This window comes from Streptococcus sp. 1055, assembly GCF_013276815.1.
GTDB classification, from domain to species: Bacteria; Bacillota; Bacilli; order Lactobacillales; family Streptococcaceae; genus Streptococcus; species Streptococcus pseudopneumoniae.
This window is the reverse complement of the sequence record NZ_VMLT01000040.1, coordinates 1-16495: the sequence shown is the minus strand read 5'-3', so window position 1 is coordinate 16495 and position 16495 is coordinate 1. Positions and strand designations below refer to the sequence as shown.

16 protein-coding genes and 1 tRNA gene are annotated in these 16495 nt (G+C 41.1%); 14 read left to right on the top strand and 3 right to left on the bottom strand.

The features are described from left to right. The first annotated feature begins 466 nt into the window (after positions 1 to 466). Genes trpE through trpA form a run of 7 tightly spaced genes read left to right on the top strand, consistent with a single transcriptional unit; the run spans position 467 to position 6726 of the window. Positions 467 to 1828, top strand: coding sequence for an anthranilate synthase component I (trpE, locus tag HT699_RS04045; RefSeq protein ID WP_172934117.1), 1362 nt, complete (start codon positions 467 to 469; stop codon positions 1826 to 1828). After that, the gene (locus HT699_RS04040; RefSeq protein ID WP_000601923.1) at positions 1825 to 2391 is read left to right on the top strand and encodes an aminodeoxychorismate/anthranilate synthase component II; all 567 of its coding nucleotides are present in this window, start codon (positions 1825 to 1827) and stop codon (positions 2389 to 2391) included. Before trpE ends, HT699_RS04040 begins: the two co-directional genes overlap by 4 nt. 10 nt (positions 2392 to 2401) lie before the next feature. Continuing rightward, entirely contained in the window at positions 2402 to 3406 is a 1005-nt protein-coding gene (gene trpD / locus HT699_RS04035; RefSeq protein ID WP_050207425.1) for an anthranilate phosphoribosyltransferase, read from the top strand. Next, complete coding sequence (gene trpC, locus HT699_RS04030) at positions 3403 to 4170, top strand: indole-3-glycerol phosphate synthase TrpC (protein ID WP_172934116.1); 768 nt, start codon at positions 3403 to 3405, stop codon at positions 4168 to 4170. Before trpD ends, trpC begins: the two co-directional genes overlap by 4 nt. Then, positions 4157 to 4756 (top strand): phosphoribosylanthranilate isomerase, encoded by a 600-nt coding sequence (locus tag HT699_RS04025; protein WP_000169908.1) that lies wholly within the window; start codon positions 4157 to 4159, stop codon positions 4754 to 4756. The genes trpC and HT699_RS04025 overlap by 14 nt, the downstream gene beginning before the upstream one ends. Then, the gene (gene trpB, locus HT699_RS04020; RefSeq protein WP_023940760.1) at positions 4734 to 5957 is read left to right on the top strand and encodes a tryptophan synthase subunit beta; all 1224 of its coding nucleotides are present in this window, start codon (positions 4734 to 4736) and stop codon (positions 5955 to 5957) included. The genes HT699_RS04025 and trpB overlap by 23 nt, the downstream gene beginning before the upstream one ends. Beyond that, a complete protein-coding gene (trpA, locus tag HT699_RS04015; RefSeq protein ID WP_001127013.1) occupies positions 5950 to 6726 on the top strand; it encodes a tryptophan synthase subunit alpha in 777 nt (258 codons plus the stop codon). The genes trpB and trpA overlap by 8 nt, the downstream gene beginning before the upstream one ends. Here the strand turns inward: trpA and HT699_RS04010 are convergent. Beyond that, positions 6698 to 7357: an A24 family peptidase gene (locus HT699_RS04010; protein WP_172934115.1), complete on the bottom strand. Its 660-nt coding sequence runs from the start codon at positions 7355 to 7357 to the stop codon at positions 6698 to 6700. The genes trpA and HT699_RS04010 overlap by 29 nt on opposite strands. Before the next feature lie 69 nt (positions 7358 to 7426). Here HT699_RS04010 and HT699_RS04005 point away from each other — a divergent pair, with 69 nt between their 5' ends. From HT699_RS04005 to HT699_RS03980, 6 genes are all read left to right on the top strand, one after another. After that, positions 7427 to 7882, top strand: a complete 456-nt coding sequence (locus HT699_RS04005; protein WP_172934114.1) for a GNAT family N-acetyltransferase — start codon at positions 7427 to 7429, stop codon at positions 7880 to 7882. A gap of 180 nt (positions 7883 to 8062) precedes the next feature. Then, the gene (locus HT699_RS04000; RefSeq protein ID WP_172934113.1) at positions 8063 to 9064 is read left to right on the top strand and encodes a LacI family DNA-binding transcriptional regulator; all 1002 of its coding nucleotides are present in this window, start codon (positions 8063 to 8065) and stop codon (positions 9062 to 9064) included. A gap of 152 nt (positions 9065 to 9216) precedes the next feature. Beyond that, positions 9217 to 10134 (top strand): sugar ABC transporter permease, encoded by a 918-nt coding sequence (locus HT699_RS03995; RefSeq protein ID WP_001084979.1) that lies wholly within the window; start codon positions 9217 to 9219, stop codon positions 10132 to 10134. A gap of 10 nt (positions 10135 to 10144) precedes the next feature. After that, on the top strand, positions 10145 to 11035 hold the full coding sequence (locus HT699_RS03990; protein ID WP_000797956.1) for a carbohydrate ABC transporter permease: 891 nt from the start codon (positions 10145 to 10147) through the stop codon (positions 11033 to 11035). Between the two features lie 28 nt (positions 11036 to 11063). Next, entirely contained in the window at positions 11064 to 12680 is a 1617-nt protein-coding gene (locus HT699_RS03985) for an ABC transporter substrate-binding protein (protein WP_138701964.1), read from the top strand. A gap of 9 nt (positions 12681 to 12689) precedes the next feature. Next, complete coding sequence (locus HT699_RS03980; protein WP_172934112.1) at positions 12690 to 14009, top strand: glycoside hydrolase family 32 protein; 1320 nt, start codon at positions 12690 to 12692, stop codon at positions 14007 to 14009. Positions 14010 to 14215: 206 nt separating this feature from the next. Here HT699_RS03980 and HT699_RS03975 read toward each other — a convergent pair. Continuing rightward, positions 14216 to 14288, bottom strand: a tRNA-Lys gene (locus HT699_RS03975). Between the two features lie 264 nt (positions 14289 to 14552). After that, positions 14553 to 15824 carry a replication-associated recombination protein A gene (locus tag HT699_RS03970; RefSeq protein WP_172934111.1) on the bottom strand — a complete coding sequence of 424 codons (1272 nt, stop codon included), beginning with the start codon at positions 15822 to 15824 and terminating at the stop codon, positions 14553 to 14555. Positions 15825 to 16105: 281 nt separating this feature from the next. On the opposite strand from HT699_RS03970, the gene HT699_RS03965 reads away from it, so the two are divergent. Then, positions 16106 to 16327, top strand: a complete 222-nt coding sequence (locus tag HT699_RS03965; RefSeq protein WP_000425689.1) for a hypothetical protein — start codon at positions 16106 to 16108, stop codon at positions 16325 to 16327. Positions 16328 to 16495 lie beyond the last annotated feature (168 nt).

The following is a 16495-nucleotide window of genomic DNA, read 5'->3' as shown; positions in this document are numbered from 1 at the left end:
ATAGAACTGACGAAGTCAGTAACCATACCTACGGCAAGGTGAAGTTGACGCGGTTTGAAGAGATTTTCGAAGAGTATAAAGGTGTACCGAGATGAACATCTCTTCATCAATGTCTCTGGTCGTGGAGGCAAGGACCTAGCTGCGATTGCAGATTACTAGAAGCTAAAAAATAATAGATGGAAAAATTACAGTCTTTTCTCTCACAGAGAGCTTGTGGTTGCTGAAAACAAGCAGAGAAAGCTGTAAAGTTGGGTTCATCTGAAACGAGAGAAGAAAACATCATTCTCAAGGGAGTGCCCTTTATCGCACAGCCTGTTACAGGAGATATCTGAGACAGGAATGAGAGATAGGAGAAATCCTATAATTGAGGTGGCACCGCGAATTTCGTCCTCACGCAAGTTATTTTGCGTGGGGATTTTTCATACAGTCGCTACGAACTAGAATTAGAACTGAAAGGGAAATTACAATGGAACGAATCATTCATGGAGATGTCTTATCACCAATCTTGGCTTATATGCGCCTAAAGGGGCAACACAAGGTTATTCTAGAAAGTATTCCGAGAGACAAAGAAACAGCTCGTTTTTCTATTCTAGCCTATAATCCAGTTTTTGAGATTAAGTTTGAAAATGGAGTTCTTTATCAAAATGGGCAGGTGATTGATCGGGATCCCTTGGATTTCCTTTATGAAGTGACTCATAAGAGCCAACACCATTCAGATCTCCCTTTTGGTGGGGGAGCCATTGGATTTGTTGGCTACGATATGATTTCGCTTTATGAAGAAATTGGTCAAATTCCTGAAGATACAATTGGAACGCCAGATATGCATTTCTTCATCTATGAGAGTTACATGGTCTTTGACCACAAGAAGGAAAAAATCCATGTCATCGAGGATGCTCTTTATAGTGAGCGTAGTCAAGAGGCCTTGGAAAAATCCTTGAACCAAGTGCTTGAGGAATTACGCATTCCTGCTCCAAATGAATTTGAAGACTTGGATTTATCTCCGTTAGACTTCAAACCCCATATTGCTCCTCAGAAGTTTGAGGAAATGGTGGAAATTGCTCGTGACTTGATTCGTAACGGAGATATGTTCCAATGCGTACTCAGCCAGCGTTTCTCAGCAGAAGTGACTGGAAATCCATTTGACTTCTACAGAAATCTCCGCGTGACTAATCCTTCTAATTATCTTTATTTCTATGATTTTGGGGATTATCAAATCATCGGTGCCAGTCCAGAAAGTTTGGTTTCTGTCAAAAATGGCATCGTAACAACCAATCCGATTGCAGGGACACGACCAAGAGGAGCTACGGATGAAGAAGACAAGGCTTTGGCGACAGACCTGCTTTCGGATGAGAAGGAAACAGCAGAGCATCGAATGTTAGTAGACCTGGGACGAAATGATATTGGCCGCATCTCTGAGACGGATAGTGTCCAAGTCACCAAGTATATGGAAGTGGAGCTTTTCCGTTATGTCATGCATTTGACCAGTGTGGTCAAGGGGCGTTTGCTTCCAGAACTCACTGCTATGGATGCTTTGAAAGCAACACTTCCTGCTGGAACAGTTTCTGGAGCACCAAAAATTCGAGCTATGAGACGCATCTATGAACTGGAAACGGAAAAACGGGGCGTATATGCAGGAGCAATCGGCTACTTGTCTGCGACGGGTGATATGGATTTGGCCATTGCCATCCGAACGATGATTCTCAAAAATCAAACAGCCTATGTTCAGGCTGGGGCAGGGATTGTCTACGACTCCATTGCCCAAAACGAATACCAAGAAACCATTAACAAGGCTAAATCTATGACTAGAATTGGAGAACTAAGACCATGATTTTATTGATTGACAACTATGATTCTTTTACCTATAACTTGGCCCAATACATTGGGAATTTTGCAGAAGTTCAGGTTTTGAGAAATGATGATTCCAAGCTGTATGAAGAAGCTGAAAAAGCAGATGGTCTGGTCTTTTCTCCTGGTCCTGGTTGGCCAGTTGATGCTGGAAAGATGGAAGACATGATTCGTGATTTTGCTGGCAAGAAGCCGATTCTTGGGATTTGTTTGGGCCACCAAGCCATTGCAGAAGTCTTTGGTGGTAAGTTAGGTTTGGCTCCAAAAGTCATGCATGGGAAACAGAGCCATATCAGCTTTGAAGCGCCATCTGTTTTGTATCAAGGTATTGAGGATGGCCGTGCGGTCATGCGTTATCACAGTATTTTGATTGAGGAAATGCCAGAAGACTTTGAAGTGACAGCTCGTTCGACTGATGACCAAGCCATCATGGGGATTCAACATAAAAACCTACCGATTTATGGCTTCCAGTACCATCCAGAGAGCATTGGAACGCCAGACGGCTTGTCTTCTATTCGGAATTTTATCGAGAAGGTTGTAAAGTGAGGAAACTAGGATGAAAGAGATTATTGAAAAACTAGCAAAATTTGAAAATTTATCAGGTGTGGAAATGATGGATGTCATTGAGCGTATCGTAACTGGGCGTGTAACTGAAGCGCAGATTGCTTCTCTCCTCTTAGCTCTTAAGATGAAGGGGGAAACACCTGAAGAACGCACAGCCATTGCCCAAGTCATGAGAGGACATGCCCAGCATATTCCAACTGAGATTCATGATGCCATGGACAACTGTGGTACAGGTGGGGACAAGTCTTTCAGTTTTAATATTTCCACAACTGCAGCCTTTGTCTTGGCTGGTGGCGGTATTCACATGGCCAAGCATGGTAACCGCTCGATTTCTTCTAAATCTGGCTCCGCAGATGTCCTCGAAGCCTTGGGAATCAATCTTGACCTCAAACCAGCTGAACTAGGTAAGGTCTTTGATAAAACTGGAATCGTCTTTCTCTTCGCTAAAAATATGCACCCAGCTATGAAATACATCATGCCAGCTCGTTTGGAATTGGGAATTCCAACGATTATGAATTTGACTGGTCCACTGATTCATCCAATGGCTTTAGAAACACAGCTTCTTGGAATTAGTCGTCCAGAACTCCTAGAAAGTACAGCTCAGGTTTTGAAAAATATGGGTCGCAAACGTGCCATCGTGGTTGCTGGACCAGAAGGGTTGGATGAAGCTGGCTTGAACGGAACAACCAAGATTGCACTTCTTGAAAATGGCGAAATCAGCTTGTCAAGCTTTACTCCAGAGGATTTGGGAATGGAAGGCTATGCTATGGAAGATATTCGTGGTGGGAATGCTCAGGAAAATGCAGAAATTTTGCTCAGCGTTCTGAAAAACGAAGCAAGTCCATTCTTGGAAACGACAGTCTTGAATGCTGGTCTTGGTTTCTATGCTAATGGTAAGATTGATAGCATCAAGGAAGGAGTTGCCTTGGCCCGTCAAGTGATTGCTAGAGGCAAGGCCCTTGAAAAACTCAGACTGTTACAGGAGTACCAAAAATGAGTCAGGAATTTTTAGCACGAATCTTAGAGCAGAAGGCGCGTGAGGTGGAGCAGATGAAGCTGGAGCAAATCCAGCCTCTGCGCCAGACCTATCGCTTGGCAGAATTTTTGACGAATCATCAGGACCGCTTGCAGGTAATCGCTGAGGTCAAGAAAGCTAGCCCTAGTTTGGGAGATATCAATCTCGATGTGGATATTGTGCAACAGGCCCAGACTTATGAAGCAAATGGTGCAGTGATGATTTCTGTTTTGACAGATGAGGTTTTCTTTAAAGGTCATTTGGATTATCTAAGGGAGATTTCCAGTCAGGTAAACATTCCGACGCTCAACAAGGACTTTATCATCGATGAAAAGCAAATCATCCGCGCTCGCAATGCAGGTGCGACAGTCATCTTGCTCATTGTGGCAGCCTTGTCAGAAGAACGTCTTAAGGAACTTTATGACTACGCGACGGAACTTGGTCTGGAAGTCTTAGTGGAAACCCACAATCTAGCTGAACTAGAAGTGGCTCACAGACTTGGTGCCCAGATTATCGGGGTCAATAATCGCAATTTGACTACCTTTGAAGTCGACTTGCAGACCAGTGTAGACTTGTCCCAACACTTTAAGGAAGGACGTTATTACATTTCTGAATCTGCTATTTTCACAGGGCAGGATGCGGAACGACTAGCGCCATACTTTAACGGAATTTTAGTAGGGACAGCTCTCATGCAGGCAGAAGATGTAGCCCAGAGAACCAAGGAGTTGCAGATTGACAAAGGTTAAAATTTGTGGACTATCGACCAAAGAAGCGGTGGAAACAGCCGTTTCAGCAGGAGCCGATTATATCGGTTTTGTCTTTGCACCTAGTAAAAGACAGGTGACTTTAGAAGAGGCAGCTGTGCTGGCAAAGCTTATTCCTGCGGATGTGAAAAAGGTTGGTGTATTTGTTTCACCAAGTCGGGCAGAACTGCTAGAAGCGATTGACAAAGTTGGCTTGGACTTGGTTCAAGTTCACGGTCAGGTGGCAGATGATTTATTTGAGAATTTGCCTTGTGCCAGTATTCAGGCTGTGCAGGTAGATGGAAATGGGCATGTCCCCAATTCTCAGGCAGATTATCTACTCTTTGATGCCCCTGTGGCAGGAAGTGGCCAGACCTTTGACTGGGCTCAACTGGATACGACTGGATTAACTCAGTCTTTCTTTATCGCAGGTGGGCTTAATGAAGACAATGTAGTAAAAGCAATTCAACACTTTACTCCCTATGCAGTAGATGTATCAAGCGGAGTGGAGACAGATGGACAAAAAGATCATGAAAAGATTAGAAGATTTATAGAGAGGGTAAAGCATGGCATATCAGGAACCAAATAAAGATGGATTTTACGGAAAATTCGGCGGACGTTTTGTCCCAGAAATATTGATGACAGCAGTTTTGGAGTTGGAGAAGGCCTACCGTGAAAGTCAGGCAGACCCAAGTTTCCAAGAGGAATTAAACCAGCTTTTGCGCCAGTACGTAGGACGTGAAACTCCTCTTTATTACGCAAAAAACTTGACCCAGCATATCGGCGGAGCCAAGATTTATCTCAAACGGGAAGACCTTAACCATACAGGAGCCCACAAGATTAACAATGCCTTAGGACAAGTTTGGCTTGCCAAACGCATGGGTAAAAAGAAAATTATCGCAGAAACGGGTGCTGGTCAGCACGGTGTGGCAACTGCAACTGCTGCGGCCCTCTTTAACATGGAATGTACCATCTACATGGGTGAGGAAGATGTCAAACGCCAAGCCCTCAATGTCTTCCGCATGGAGCTTTTGGGAGCCAAGGTCGAGGCTGTAACAGATGGTTCGCGCGTGCTCAAGGATGCGGTCAATGCAGCCCTTCGTTCATGGGTGGCTAATATCGACGATACCCACTATATCCTTGGTTCTGCCTTGGGGCCTCATCCATTTCCAGAAATCGTTCGTGACTTCCAAAGTGTCATCGGTCGCGAAGCTAAACAACAGTATCGCGATATGACAGGTCAAAATCTGCCCGATGCCCTAGTAGCCTGTGTTGGTGGTGGATCTAATGCTATTGGGCTCTTCCATCCCTTTGTAGAAGATGAGTCTGTAGCTATGTATGGAGCTGAAGCGGCTGGACTTGGTGTGGATACAGAGCACCACGCAGCTACCTTGACCAAGGGTCGTCCAGGTGTCCTTCACGGTTCCCTCATGGATGTGCTCCAAGATGCCCATGGTCAAATTCTTGAAGCCTTCTCTATCTCAGCAGGTTTGGACTATCCTGGTATCGGTCCAGAGCATTCTCACTACCACGATATTAAACGTGCCAGCTATGTCCCTGTAACAGACGAAGAAGCCTTGGAAGGATTCCAACTCTTGTCTCGTGTGGAAGGGATTATCCCAGCCTTGGAATCGAGTCATGCTATCGCCTTTGCGGTGAAATTGGCCAAAGAACTTGGACCAGACAAGTCTATGATTGTCTGTCTATCAGGTCGTGGGGACAAGGATGTGGTTCAAGTCAAGGACCGCTTGGAAGCAGATGCAGCAAAGAAGGGAGAAGCTCATGCCTAAGACACTAACAGAAAAATTAAACGCTATAAAAGCAGCTGGAAAAGGAATTTTCGTTCCCTATATCATGGCTGGAGACCATGAGAAAGGTTTGGATGGACTTGGGGAAACAATTCACTTTTTAGAAGATTTAGGTGTCTCTGCAATTGAAGTGGGCATTCCCTTTTCAGATCCTGTTGCAGATGGACCTGTTATCGAAGAAGCTGGCCTGCGCAGTTTAGCCCACGGGACCTCTACCCAGGCTTTGGTTGAAACCTTGAAAACAATTGAAACAGAGGTTCCACTGGTCATCATGACCTACTTCAACCCCCTCTTTCAGTACGGTGTGGAGAATTTTGTCAAAGATCTGGCTGATACAGCTGTGAAGGGCTTGATTATCCCAGACCTGCCTCATGAGCATGCCAACTTTGTAGAACCATTTTTGGCAGATACAGACATCGCCTTGATTCCTCTAGTTAGTTTGACGACAGGGCTTGAGCGTCAGAAAGAGTTGATTGATGGGGCAGAAGGATTCGTCTATGCGGTTGCCATCAATGGGGTGACAGGGAAATCAGGCAATTACCGCGCAGATTTGGACAAGCACTTGGCACAACTTCATCAAGTGGCCGATATCCCAGTCTTGACAGGATTTGGCGTATCTAGTCAAGCTGATGTAGAACGCTTCAATGCGGTATCGGATGGTGTTATTGTCGGTTCGAAAATTGTAAAAGCCCTCCACCAAGGAGAGCCGATTCAGGACTTTATCAAACAAGCAGTAGCTTACCAAAAATAATCACACAAGCAGCAAGTAAGAGGAAAGGCACAAAAGGAAGTCTTTCCTTTTTCTTTTGCAGGAGAAAAGCTAGAATCCCCGCCGCAGAAGCAAACTGAATCAAGATGAGTAATTCTGTCGCACTAAAGACGAGAGCGCAAGAAGCCAAAAAGAGAAAATCCCCTGCGCCCATGCGAATATCGATAAAATGAGCCAAAATTCCAAGAACAAGGAAGAAAATCATGACCAGATTCCAGCCAGAGCAGACCATTAGGATTATGTGGAAAATCATCCAAACTAGTAAGGGATATTCCTGATGGCGAAAGTCGTAGATGCCTAAGGTCAAACCAGCAGTTATGAGGACGACTTGGCCCAAGGAAAGTAATTCCCAAGACCAAGTCAGAAATAGGAGTCCTAAACCTAGTTCAAAGAGGGCATACCAGACAGGATAGCGAGCCTTGCAGTAGCGACAGCGAAAGCGATTGAAGACCTGCGAGAGAATCGGAATCAAATCTAAGGGACGCAAGCGAGTCTGACAGGAATCGCAGTGACTAGCAGGTTGGATAATAGATTGCTCTGGAAAACGGTCAATGACCAAACCAAGAAAGGAAGCGAGAATGCTCCCGACAAGAAAAAAATAAAAATCAATCATACTTATCTATTCGTAAAAAATAGGAGAAGTAGTATAATGGAGAAACATAGATAAGATGGTGAGGAAAAGATGACAATTCGTTTTGAAGAAAAGGTGAGCACAGAAAACGCTCAGCTCGTATGCCAATGGTCCAACTCCCTAGGCAAATCATTTCAAGAACAATGGATGGGACCAAGGATTCCTTTTCCATTGACAATTCAAGTTTTGCAAGAGTTGGAAGGAATCTTTTCAATCTTTGATGGACACGAGTTTGTCGGGCTAATCCAGAAAATCAGACTAGAAGATAGTAATCTTCATATTGGAAGATTTTTTATCAATCCCCAGAAACAGGGGCAGGGCTTAGGTAGCCAGGCTTTAAGGAAATTTGTTAGTTTGGCCTTTGAAAATGGAGACATAGATAGTGTCTCTCTAAATGTCTACGAGGCAAATCAAAGAGCTCAGAACCTCTACCAAAAAGAAGGATTTGAAATCGTTCAAATGGTTGAAGAACCTATACGAAAATATATTATGAAGAAGGGGAGATAGAAGCAGACAAAGTCTTTTCCTGTTTTATGTAGATGTTTACACATGAAAATTGAAGTATTTTCAAAAGCTAATTGGAGTGATTTTATTCATGATGGGAAAAAGGGTCTGGACAAAAATGATTGAGAAATAGTTGCTAAAAAAGCGTTTGCATGATACTATATATTGAAAGGAGGTGATAAGATGGTAGAACAAAGAAAATCAATTACCATGAAAGATGTTGCTTTAGAAGCAGGAGTTAGTGTTGGAACAGTTTCACGTGTGATTAATAAAGAAAAAGGCATTAAAGAAATAACTTTGAAAAAAGTGGAACAAGCAATTAAAACCTTGAATTACATTCCAGATTACTACGCTAGAGGAATGAAAAAAAATCGAACAGAAACGATTGCAATCATTGTACCAAGTATCTGGCATCCCTTCTTTTCAGAATTTGCTATGCATGTGGAAAATGAAGTCTATAAGAGAAATAACAAATTACTCTTATGTTCTATCAATGGTACAAATAGAGAGCAAGACTATCTGGAGATGTTGCGTCATAATAAAGTTGATGGAGTGGTTGCCATTACCTATAGTCCAATTGAACATTACTTGACGTCAGGAATTCCCTTTGTTAGTATTGACCGCACATACTCAGATATTGCCATTCCTTGTGTTTCATCAGATAATGATGCAGGTGGAAGAGAAGCAGCTAAACAATTAATTAGTAAAGGATGTCAGCATTTAGCCTTTGTGGGCGGACATAATACAACCATTAATGAAACCAAACGTCGTAGAATTTCATTTGAAAAGTATGTCCAAGAGCATAAAATACCTCTTAGTATTTTTGATTTGGATGAGACAGTTACTGACTATTATGGGAAACTAGAGAGTTTCTTGGAAGAAAATCCTTCTATAGATGGAATTTTTACAATTAACGACTTTACAGCTTTAGATGTTATTGATATACTAGAAAAAAATGGCAAACATATTCCTCATGATGTCCAAATTATTGGATACGATGGAATTAAAATGGCTGGAGATAGAGATTATCTACTTTCAACAATTGAGCAACCCCTGGAGGAAATGGCTAGAGAAGCTGTACGAATCCTATTTGATATCATAGAAGGAAAGGCTGTTAATTTGCAGACAATCCTACCAGTAAAATTTGTTGAAGGAAAAACAACAAAAAATGAAAATAAGTCTTGACAGAAAGCGCTATCAATGATAGAATGAATTCAGATAAAAAAGATTTATTTTTTAGAACAAAAATGAAACGTTTCAAAAATAAAATAAATAGACAGCGCCAAGCGTTATCTTTTTAAAACAAAAAATGAAACGTTTCAAAAAAGGAGGTTGCTATGAATAGCAAAGCGAAGCAAGTTTCTCTTTGGGAAAGAATCAAGAAACAAAAACTCTTGTTATTGATGACTGTCCCTGGTTTAGTTTTAACCTTTATATTTAAATACATCCCTATGTATGGGGTTTTAATCGCATTTAAAGATTATAATCCCTTAAAAGGAATTTTAGGGAGTGATTGGATTGGTTTTTCTGAGTTTACAAAATTCATATCCTCTCCCAACTTTGGTATCTTGTTAGCCAATACTTTAAAATTAAGTATCTATGGTTTATTGCTTGGCTTTTTACCACCAATCATTCTTGCTATTATGCTCAATCAACTCTTGAGTGAAAAAGTCAAAAAACGAATTCAGCTCATTTTATACGCACCAAACTTTATCTCAGTCGTTGTTATCGTTGGTATGATTTTCCTTTTCTTTTCAGTGGGAGGACCAATTAACAATTTTCTCTCTATGTTTGGAATGAAGGCTGACTTCTTGACAAATCCAGACTTCTTTAGACCTTTATACATCTTTAGTGGTATCTGGCAAGGAATGGGCTGGGCTTCAACGCTCTACACGGCAACATTGGTAAATGTAGATCCAGCCTTAGTAGAAGCAGCACGACTGGATGGAGCCAATATCTTCCAACGAATCTGGCACATCGATATTCCAGCTCTTAAGCCTATTATGGTTATCCAATTTGTTTTAGCTGCAGGTGGAATCATGAATGTCGGATATGAAAAAGCATTCCTGATGCAGACATCGTTGAACTTGCCAACTTCTGAAATTATCTCTACATATGTCTATAAAGTTGGTCTTGTATCAGGAGACTATTCTTACTCAACAGCGGTTGGTTTATTTAATGCAGTGATTAACGTAGTATTGCTAGTCGCGGTTAACCAAATCGTTAAACGCATGAATAATGGTGAAGGAATTTAAGGAGGAAAGTATGAAAAATTCGATTATGGATACAAAATTTGATAGACGTATCTTACTCTTAAATAAAATCATTATTGTCTTTATCGTTTTGATAACCTTACTTCCTTTACTTTATATCGTCGTAGCATCCTTTATGGATCCTAAGGTTCTGGTTAGTAGAGGGATTAGCTTTAATCCAGCCGATTGGACGGTAGAAGGTTACCAGCGTGTATTCAGTGACCAATCTATTCTAAGAGGTTTTATCAATTCTCTACTATACTCTTTTGGCTTTGCGGCTTTAACAGTCTTGCTATCTGTGTTTACAGCTTATCCTCTTTCTAAGAAAGACTTGGTAGGGCGCCGTTGGATTAACTACTTCTTGATTGTGACCATGTTCTTTGGTGGTGGTTTAGTCCCAACTTACTTGCTGGTAAAAGATTTGGGAATGCTCAATACTCCATGGGCTATCATCGTTCCCGGTGCTGTCAATGTTTGGAATATTATTCTTGCTAGGGCCTATTTCCAAGGATTGCCTGAAGAATTGGTAGAAGCAGCCGTCATTGATGGTGCAAATGATTTACAGATTTTCTTCAAAATCATGCTTCCTCTTGCAAAACCAATTATGTTTGTTCTCTTCCTCTATGCTTTTGTCGGCCAGTGGAACTCATACTTTGATGCAATGATTTATATCAAGGATCCAAATTTGGAACCATTGCAACTTGTACTTCGTAAAATTCTCATTCAGAGCCAACCAGGTCAAGACATGATTGGAGCACAAGCGGCTATGAATGAAATGAAACGTTTAGCTGAATTGATTAAATACGCAACTATTGTCATTTCCAGCTTGCCATTGATTGTTATGTATCCATTCTTCCAAAAATACTTTGATAAAGGAATTATGGCTGGTTCACTTAAAGGATAAAAAAAGAAAAAATAAAAGGAGTTTTCTCATGAAATTCAAAACATTCACAAAATCAGCAGTTTTGTTGACAGCTAGTTTATCAGTACTTGCAGCCTGTAGCTCAAAAAATACAGCTTCAAGTCCAGATTATAAGTTGGAAGGTGTAACATTCCCGCTTCAAGAAAAGAAAACATTGAAGTTTATGACAGCCAGTTCACCGTTAGCACCCAAAGACCCAAATGAAAAGTTAATTTTGCAACGTTTGGAAAAGGAAACAGGAGTTCATATTGACTGGACCAACTACCAATCCGACTTTGCAGAAAAACGTAACTTGGATATTTCTAGTGGTGATCTACCAGATGCTATCCACAACGACGGAGCTTCAGATGTGGACTTGATGAACTGGGCTAAGAAAGGTGTAATCATTCCAGTTGAAGACTTGATTGATAAATATATGCCAAATCTTAAGAAAATTTTGGATGAGAAACCAGAATACAAGGCCTTGATGACAGCACCTGACGGACACATCTATTCATTCCCATGGATTGAAGAGCTTGGAGATGGTAAAGAGTCTATTCACAGCGTCAACGATATGGCTTGGATTAACAAAGATTGGCTTAAGAAACTTGGTCTTGAAATGCCAAAAACTACTGATGATTTGATTAAAGTCCTAGAAGCTTTCAAAAACGGGGATCCAAATGGAAATGGAGAGGCTGATGAAATTCCATTTTCATTTATTAGTGGTAACGGAAACGAAGATTTTAAATTCCTATTTGCTGCATTTGGTATAGGGGATAACGATGATCATTTAGTAGTAGGAAATGATGGCAAAGTTGATTTCACAGCAGATAATGATAACTATAAAGAAGGTGTCAAATTTATCCGTCAATTACAAGAAAAAGGCTTGATTGATAAAGAAGCTTTCGAACATGATTGGAATAGTTACATTGCTAAAGGTCATGATCAGAAATTTGGTGTTTACTTTACATGGGATAAGAGTAATGTTACTGGAAGTAATGAAAGTTATGATGTTTTACCAGTACTTGCTGGACCAAGTGGTCAAAAACACGTAGCTCGTACAAACGGTATGGGATTTGCACGTGACAAGATGGTTATTACTAGTGTAAACAAAAACCTAGAATTGACAGCTAAATGGATTGATGCACAATACGCTCCACTCCAATCTGTGCAAAATAACTGGGGAACTTATGGAGATGACAAACAACAAAACATCTTTGAATTGGATCAAGCGTCAAATAGTCTAAAACACTTACCACTAAACGGAACTGCACCAGCAGAACTTCGTCAAAAGACTGAAGTAGGAGGACCACTAGCTATTCTAGATTCATACTATGGTAAAGTGACAACCATGCCAGATGATGCCAAATGGCGTTTGGATCTTATCAAAGAATATTATGTTCCTTACATGAGCAATGACAATAACTATCCAAGAGTCTTTATGACACAGGAAGATTTGGACAAAATTGCCCATATCGAAGCAGATATGAATGACTATATCTACCGTAAACGTGCTGAATGGATTGTAAATGGCAATATTGATACTGAGTGGGATGATTACAAGAAAGAACTTGAAAAATACGGACTTTCTGATTACCTCGCTATTAAACAAAGATACTATGACCAATACCAAGCAAACAAAAACTAGAGGTTGATTATGGGAGATAAGAAATACACAGTAGAAAAAGCCAATCGTTTTATAGCAGAAAATAAACATCTCGTTAATACTCAATATAAGCCTGAAGAACATTTTTCAGCTGAGATTGGTTGGATCAATGATCCAAATGGATTTGTCTATTTTCGTGGAGAATACCATCTCTTTTATCAATTCTATCCATATGATAGTGTTTGGGGACCTATGCACTGGGGACATGCTAAAAGTAAGGACTTGGTGACTTGGGAGCACTTGCCAGTGGCACTTGCTCCTGACCAAGATTATGACCGAAATGGTTGTTTCTCAGGCTCTGCCATTGTCAAGGATGATCGCCTCTGGCTCATGTACACTGGGCATATCGAAGAAAAAACCGGTGTCCGCCAAGTGCAAAATATGACATTTTCAGATGACGGGATTCATTTTGAAAAGATTGAACAAAATCCAGTTGCAACAGGAACAGACTTGCCAGATGAGTTGATTGCTGCTGATTTCCGTGATCCAAAACTCTTTGAAAAAGATGGACGCTATTACTCCGTAGTAGCTGCCAAACACAAGGATAATGTGGGCTGTATCGTTCTACTAGGGTCCGATAACCTAGTAGAATGGCAGTTCGAATCCATCTTTTTAAAAGGGGTAGAACACCAAGGGTTTATGTGGGAATGCCCAGATTACTTCGAGTTAGATGGGAAAGATTGCCTTATTATGTCACCCATGCGTTATCAGCGTGAGGGAGACTCATATCATAACATCAACTCATCGCTTTTGTTCACGGGTAAGGTAGATTGGGGAGAAAAATGTTTTATCCCAGAATCAGTTCAAGAAATTGATCATGGCCAAGACTTCTATGCGCCTCAAACATTGTTGGACGATCAAAATCGTCGTATCCTGATTGCTTGGATGCAGACATGGGGGCGTACCCTTCCAACCCATGACCAAGAACACAAATGGGCATGTGCCATGACTTTACCTAGAATTCTAAGATTGGAAGATGGCAAACTAAGACAATTCCCTGTTAAAAAAGGCCAATATCAAATCCAAATAGATAAAGATTGTCATTACCACTTAGGAAATGATATAGATTATCTTGAATTTGGTTATGATAGTAATGCGCAGCAAGTTTACATTGATCGTAGCCATCTTATTCAAAAAATTCTAGGTGAAGAAGAACAGGACACTAGTCGACGGTATGTAGATATTGAAGCTAAAGAATTGGAAGTTGTTCTAGATAAAAATTCCATCGAGATTTTTGTCAATCAAGGTGAAGCAAGCTTGACTGCAACTTATTACTTAACGGTGCCAGCTGAGCTATCACGAATTGATTAAAAATTAAGTTATTTCTCCTAAAGAAAAAGTTCTCTTTCTAAAATAGTGGAAAGAGAACTTTTTGTGTTTTGGGTATATAAGCTTAGTTTATGGTATTTGTAAAATTGGTGTTGGATTATGATTTAAGCTAGTTTTCTAAAGAATTTGAAAAAAATTTTATTTAAGCAAAAAAGCCTTTACTCAAGGCTTTTCCTGTTGTATGTAGATGCCCCCTACAGGGATCGAACCTGTGACCCACGGATTAAGAGTCCGCTGCTCTGCCAGCTGAGCTAAGGAGGCAAAGAAAAAAGCTGTATTGGTGCCGAAACTTCACGGTTTGTATTGAACCCGCGCAATTAAGCAGGTGGGCAACTCGCTCTAACTGAAGCTGTTTCCGTGTGAGACGGCCTACATGCTGTTAGAAGACTTTTGTTTCCCTAATAATACAAAAAATAGTCGGTCAACACTTAAGTGTGAAGTCGTACACCACAGCGTTTCTATACTTATATGATACCACTTTTTCAAAAAAAATCAAGAGGAAAGTGCAATTTTTTGAAAAGGATTTCAGATTTTTCGCAAACGGTCGATAGCTTCCTTTCTTTGAGCCAAGGCCCGTTCATATTTACCAGTATCTTCTGCTTGGAAATAGTGATGATTACGAATTTTTTCTGGCAGATAGTCTTGCTTGACCCAATTTCCAGGATAGTTGTGTGGATAGAGATAGTCTTGGGCATTGCCAAGTTCCTTGCTTCCACTGTAGTGCCCATCACGCAGGTGTCGCGGAATAGGCAAGTGCCCTGATGTTTTGAGGTCAGCAAGTGCCTTATCCATAGCTACATAGGCTGAGTTGGATTTTGGAGAAAGGGCCAAATCAATCACGACATTGGCAATGAGAATGCGGGCTTCTGGGAATCCAATCCTTTGTGCAGCATCCAGAGCAGTCACGGTATGAATCTGGGCTTCAGGGTTGGCCAAACCGATATCTTCATAGGCGATAACGGTCAAGCGTCGAGCGAGACTTGGCAAATCACCAGCCTCAATCAAGCGGGCAGCATAGTGGAGACTAGCATCCACATCCGAGCCACGGATAGACTTTTGCAGGGATGAGAGGACATCGTAGTGTCCATCCCCATCTTTGTCCATAGTAATATAACTCCGCTGCAGGCTATTTTCCATGATATCAAGGGTGATATGGCGAATGCCCTCGTCATTCTCAGGGGTAGAGAGAATAGCCAGGTCCAGCGAGTTAAAGGTAGAGCGCAGGTCTCCGTTTGTAGAGGTTGCGATGAAATCCAGCACATCCTCATCTAGTTCTACTGGAAAATCAAAACCACGCTCAGGGTTACTTAGAGCTATCTGCAGGGCCTCTTTGACGTCTTGGTTAGACAGAGGTTCTAACTCAAAAATTTGAACTCGGCTACGGATGGCAGGAGTGACCGAGAAGAAAGGATTTTCAGTCGTAGCGCCAATCATGATGACCAGTCCGCTTTCCAAGAGAGGCAAGAGGAAGTCCTGCTTGGTTTTATCTAGTCTATGAATCTCGTCTAGTAATAGGACGAGACCACCAGAGAATTTAGCCTCTTCCGCAATTTCTTGCAGTCGCTTTTTACTATCAACTGTCGCATTGAAAGTTCGAAAGGCATACTTGGTCGTTCCAGCGATGGCAGAGGCAATACTGGTTTTGCCGATTCCCGGAGGGCCATATAGAATCATGGAGGACAGGCGGTTGGCTTCCACCATGCGGCGGATGATTTTTCCAGGTCCGACCAGATGCTCCTGACCGATGACCTGGTCGATGGTTTTAGGGCGCATGCGAAGCGCGAGATTGTCTGGCATAGCAGTCCTTTCTAGCGTGGATTTGAGTAGAATGACTCATCTACTATATCCATTCTAGCCTATTAGTTGTGATATTTCAATGGTTTTGTAATAATCAGGGAGTGAGATAGAATCTTTTTGACTATTTAATTTAATGAGGAGAGGTATCAGCATGAGAGATTTGATTTTCTTTAAAGCTCAAAATAGGATAGTTGAGCCTAAAGAAGTGGAAGTGCTGACTTGAGAAATAATATTGCTGAATGTCATTGTATGAACTATAATGAAAAGAGAGGTGATAAGCAATGGAAATGATGGAACTACCAAGTCAGGAAATTTTGATTTTTACAAAACAAATTCGTCATTGGATTCTTAGTGATCAAGTTATTTCAGGGAAAAGAAAACTTTTCTTCCGAGAAGATACTCCAAAAGAGATTTTAGATTTGTACGAAAACATTAAATCTAAACTTGATTTTGCTTACCAAGAAGTTCATTCTAATAATGGGTTGAAAAAATATGAAAAATAGAATAATTGATGTTTTTGAAGTAGTAAATCGCCTCCTTGTAATAACTGTTGAAAATCCTGATTTTGAATACTTGAGAGTTAATCATACTCAATGAAAATCAAAGAGCAAACTAGGAAACTAGCCGCAGGCTGTACTTGAGTACGGTAAGGCGACGTTGACGTGGTTTGA

Excerpts from the sequence above, each read along its gene's own strand:
- trpE (WP_172934117.1), top strand. The coding sequence starts at position 467 with ATGGAACGAATCATTCATGGAGATGTCTTATCACCAATCTTGGCTTAT.
- HT699_RS04040 (WP_000601923.1), top strand. The coding sequence starts at position 1,825 with ATGATTTTATTGATTGACAACTATGATTCTTTTACCTATAACTTGGCC.
- trpD (WP_050207425.1), top strand. The coding sequence starts at position 2,402 with ATGAAAGAGATTATTGAAAAACTAGCAAAATTTGAAAATTTATCAGGT.
- trpC (WP_172934116.1), top strand. The coding sequence starts at position 3,403 with ATGAGTCAGGAATTTTTAGCACGAATCTTAGAGCAGAAGGCGCGTGAG.
- trpB (WP_023940760.1), top strand. The coding sequence starts at position 4,734 with ATGGCATATCAGGAACCAAATAAAGATGGATTTTACGGAAAATTCGGC.
- trpA (WP_001127013.1), top strand. The coding sequence starts at position 5,950 with ATGCCTAAGACACTAACAGAAAAATTAAACGCTATAAAAGCAGCTGGA.
- HT699_RS04010 (WP_172934115.1), bottom strand. The coding sequence starts at position 7,357 with ATGATTGATTTTTATTTTTTTCTTGTCGGGAGCATTCTCGCTTCCTTT.
- HT699_RS04005 (WP_172934114.1), top strand. The coding sequence starts at position 7,427 with ATGACAATTCGTTTTGAAGAAAAGGTGAGCACAGAAAACGCTCAGCTC.
- HT699_RS04000 (WP_172934113.1), top strand. The coding sequence starts at position 8,063 with ATGGTAGAACAAAGAAAATCAATTACCATGAAAGATGTTGCTTTAGAA.
- HT699_RS03995 (WP_001084979.1), top strand. The coding sequence starts at position 9,217 with ATGAATAGCAAAGCGAAGCAAGTTTCTCTTTGGGAAAGAATCAAGAAA.
- HT699_RS03990 (WP_000797956.1), top strand. The coding sequence starts at position 10,145 with ATGAAAAATTCGATTATGGATACAAAATTTGATAGACGTATCTTACTC.
- HT699_RS03985 (WP_138701964.1), top strand. The coding sequence starts at position 11,064 with ATGAAATTCAAAACATTCACAAAATCAGCAGTTTTGTTGACAGCTAGT.
- HT699_RS03980 (WP_172934112.1), top strand. The coding sequence starts at position 12,690 with ATGGGAGATAAGAAATACACAGTAGAAAAAGCCAATCGTTTTATAGCA.
- HT699_RS03970 (WP_172934111.1), bottom strand. The coding sequence starts at position 15,824 with ATGCCAGACAATCTCGCGCTTCGCATGCGCCCTAAAACCATCGACCAG.
- HT699_RS03965 (WP_000425689.1), top strand. The coding sequence starts at position 16,106 with ATGGAAATGATGGAACTACCAAGTCAGGAAATTTTGATTTTTACAAAA.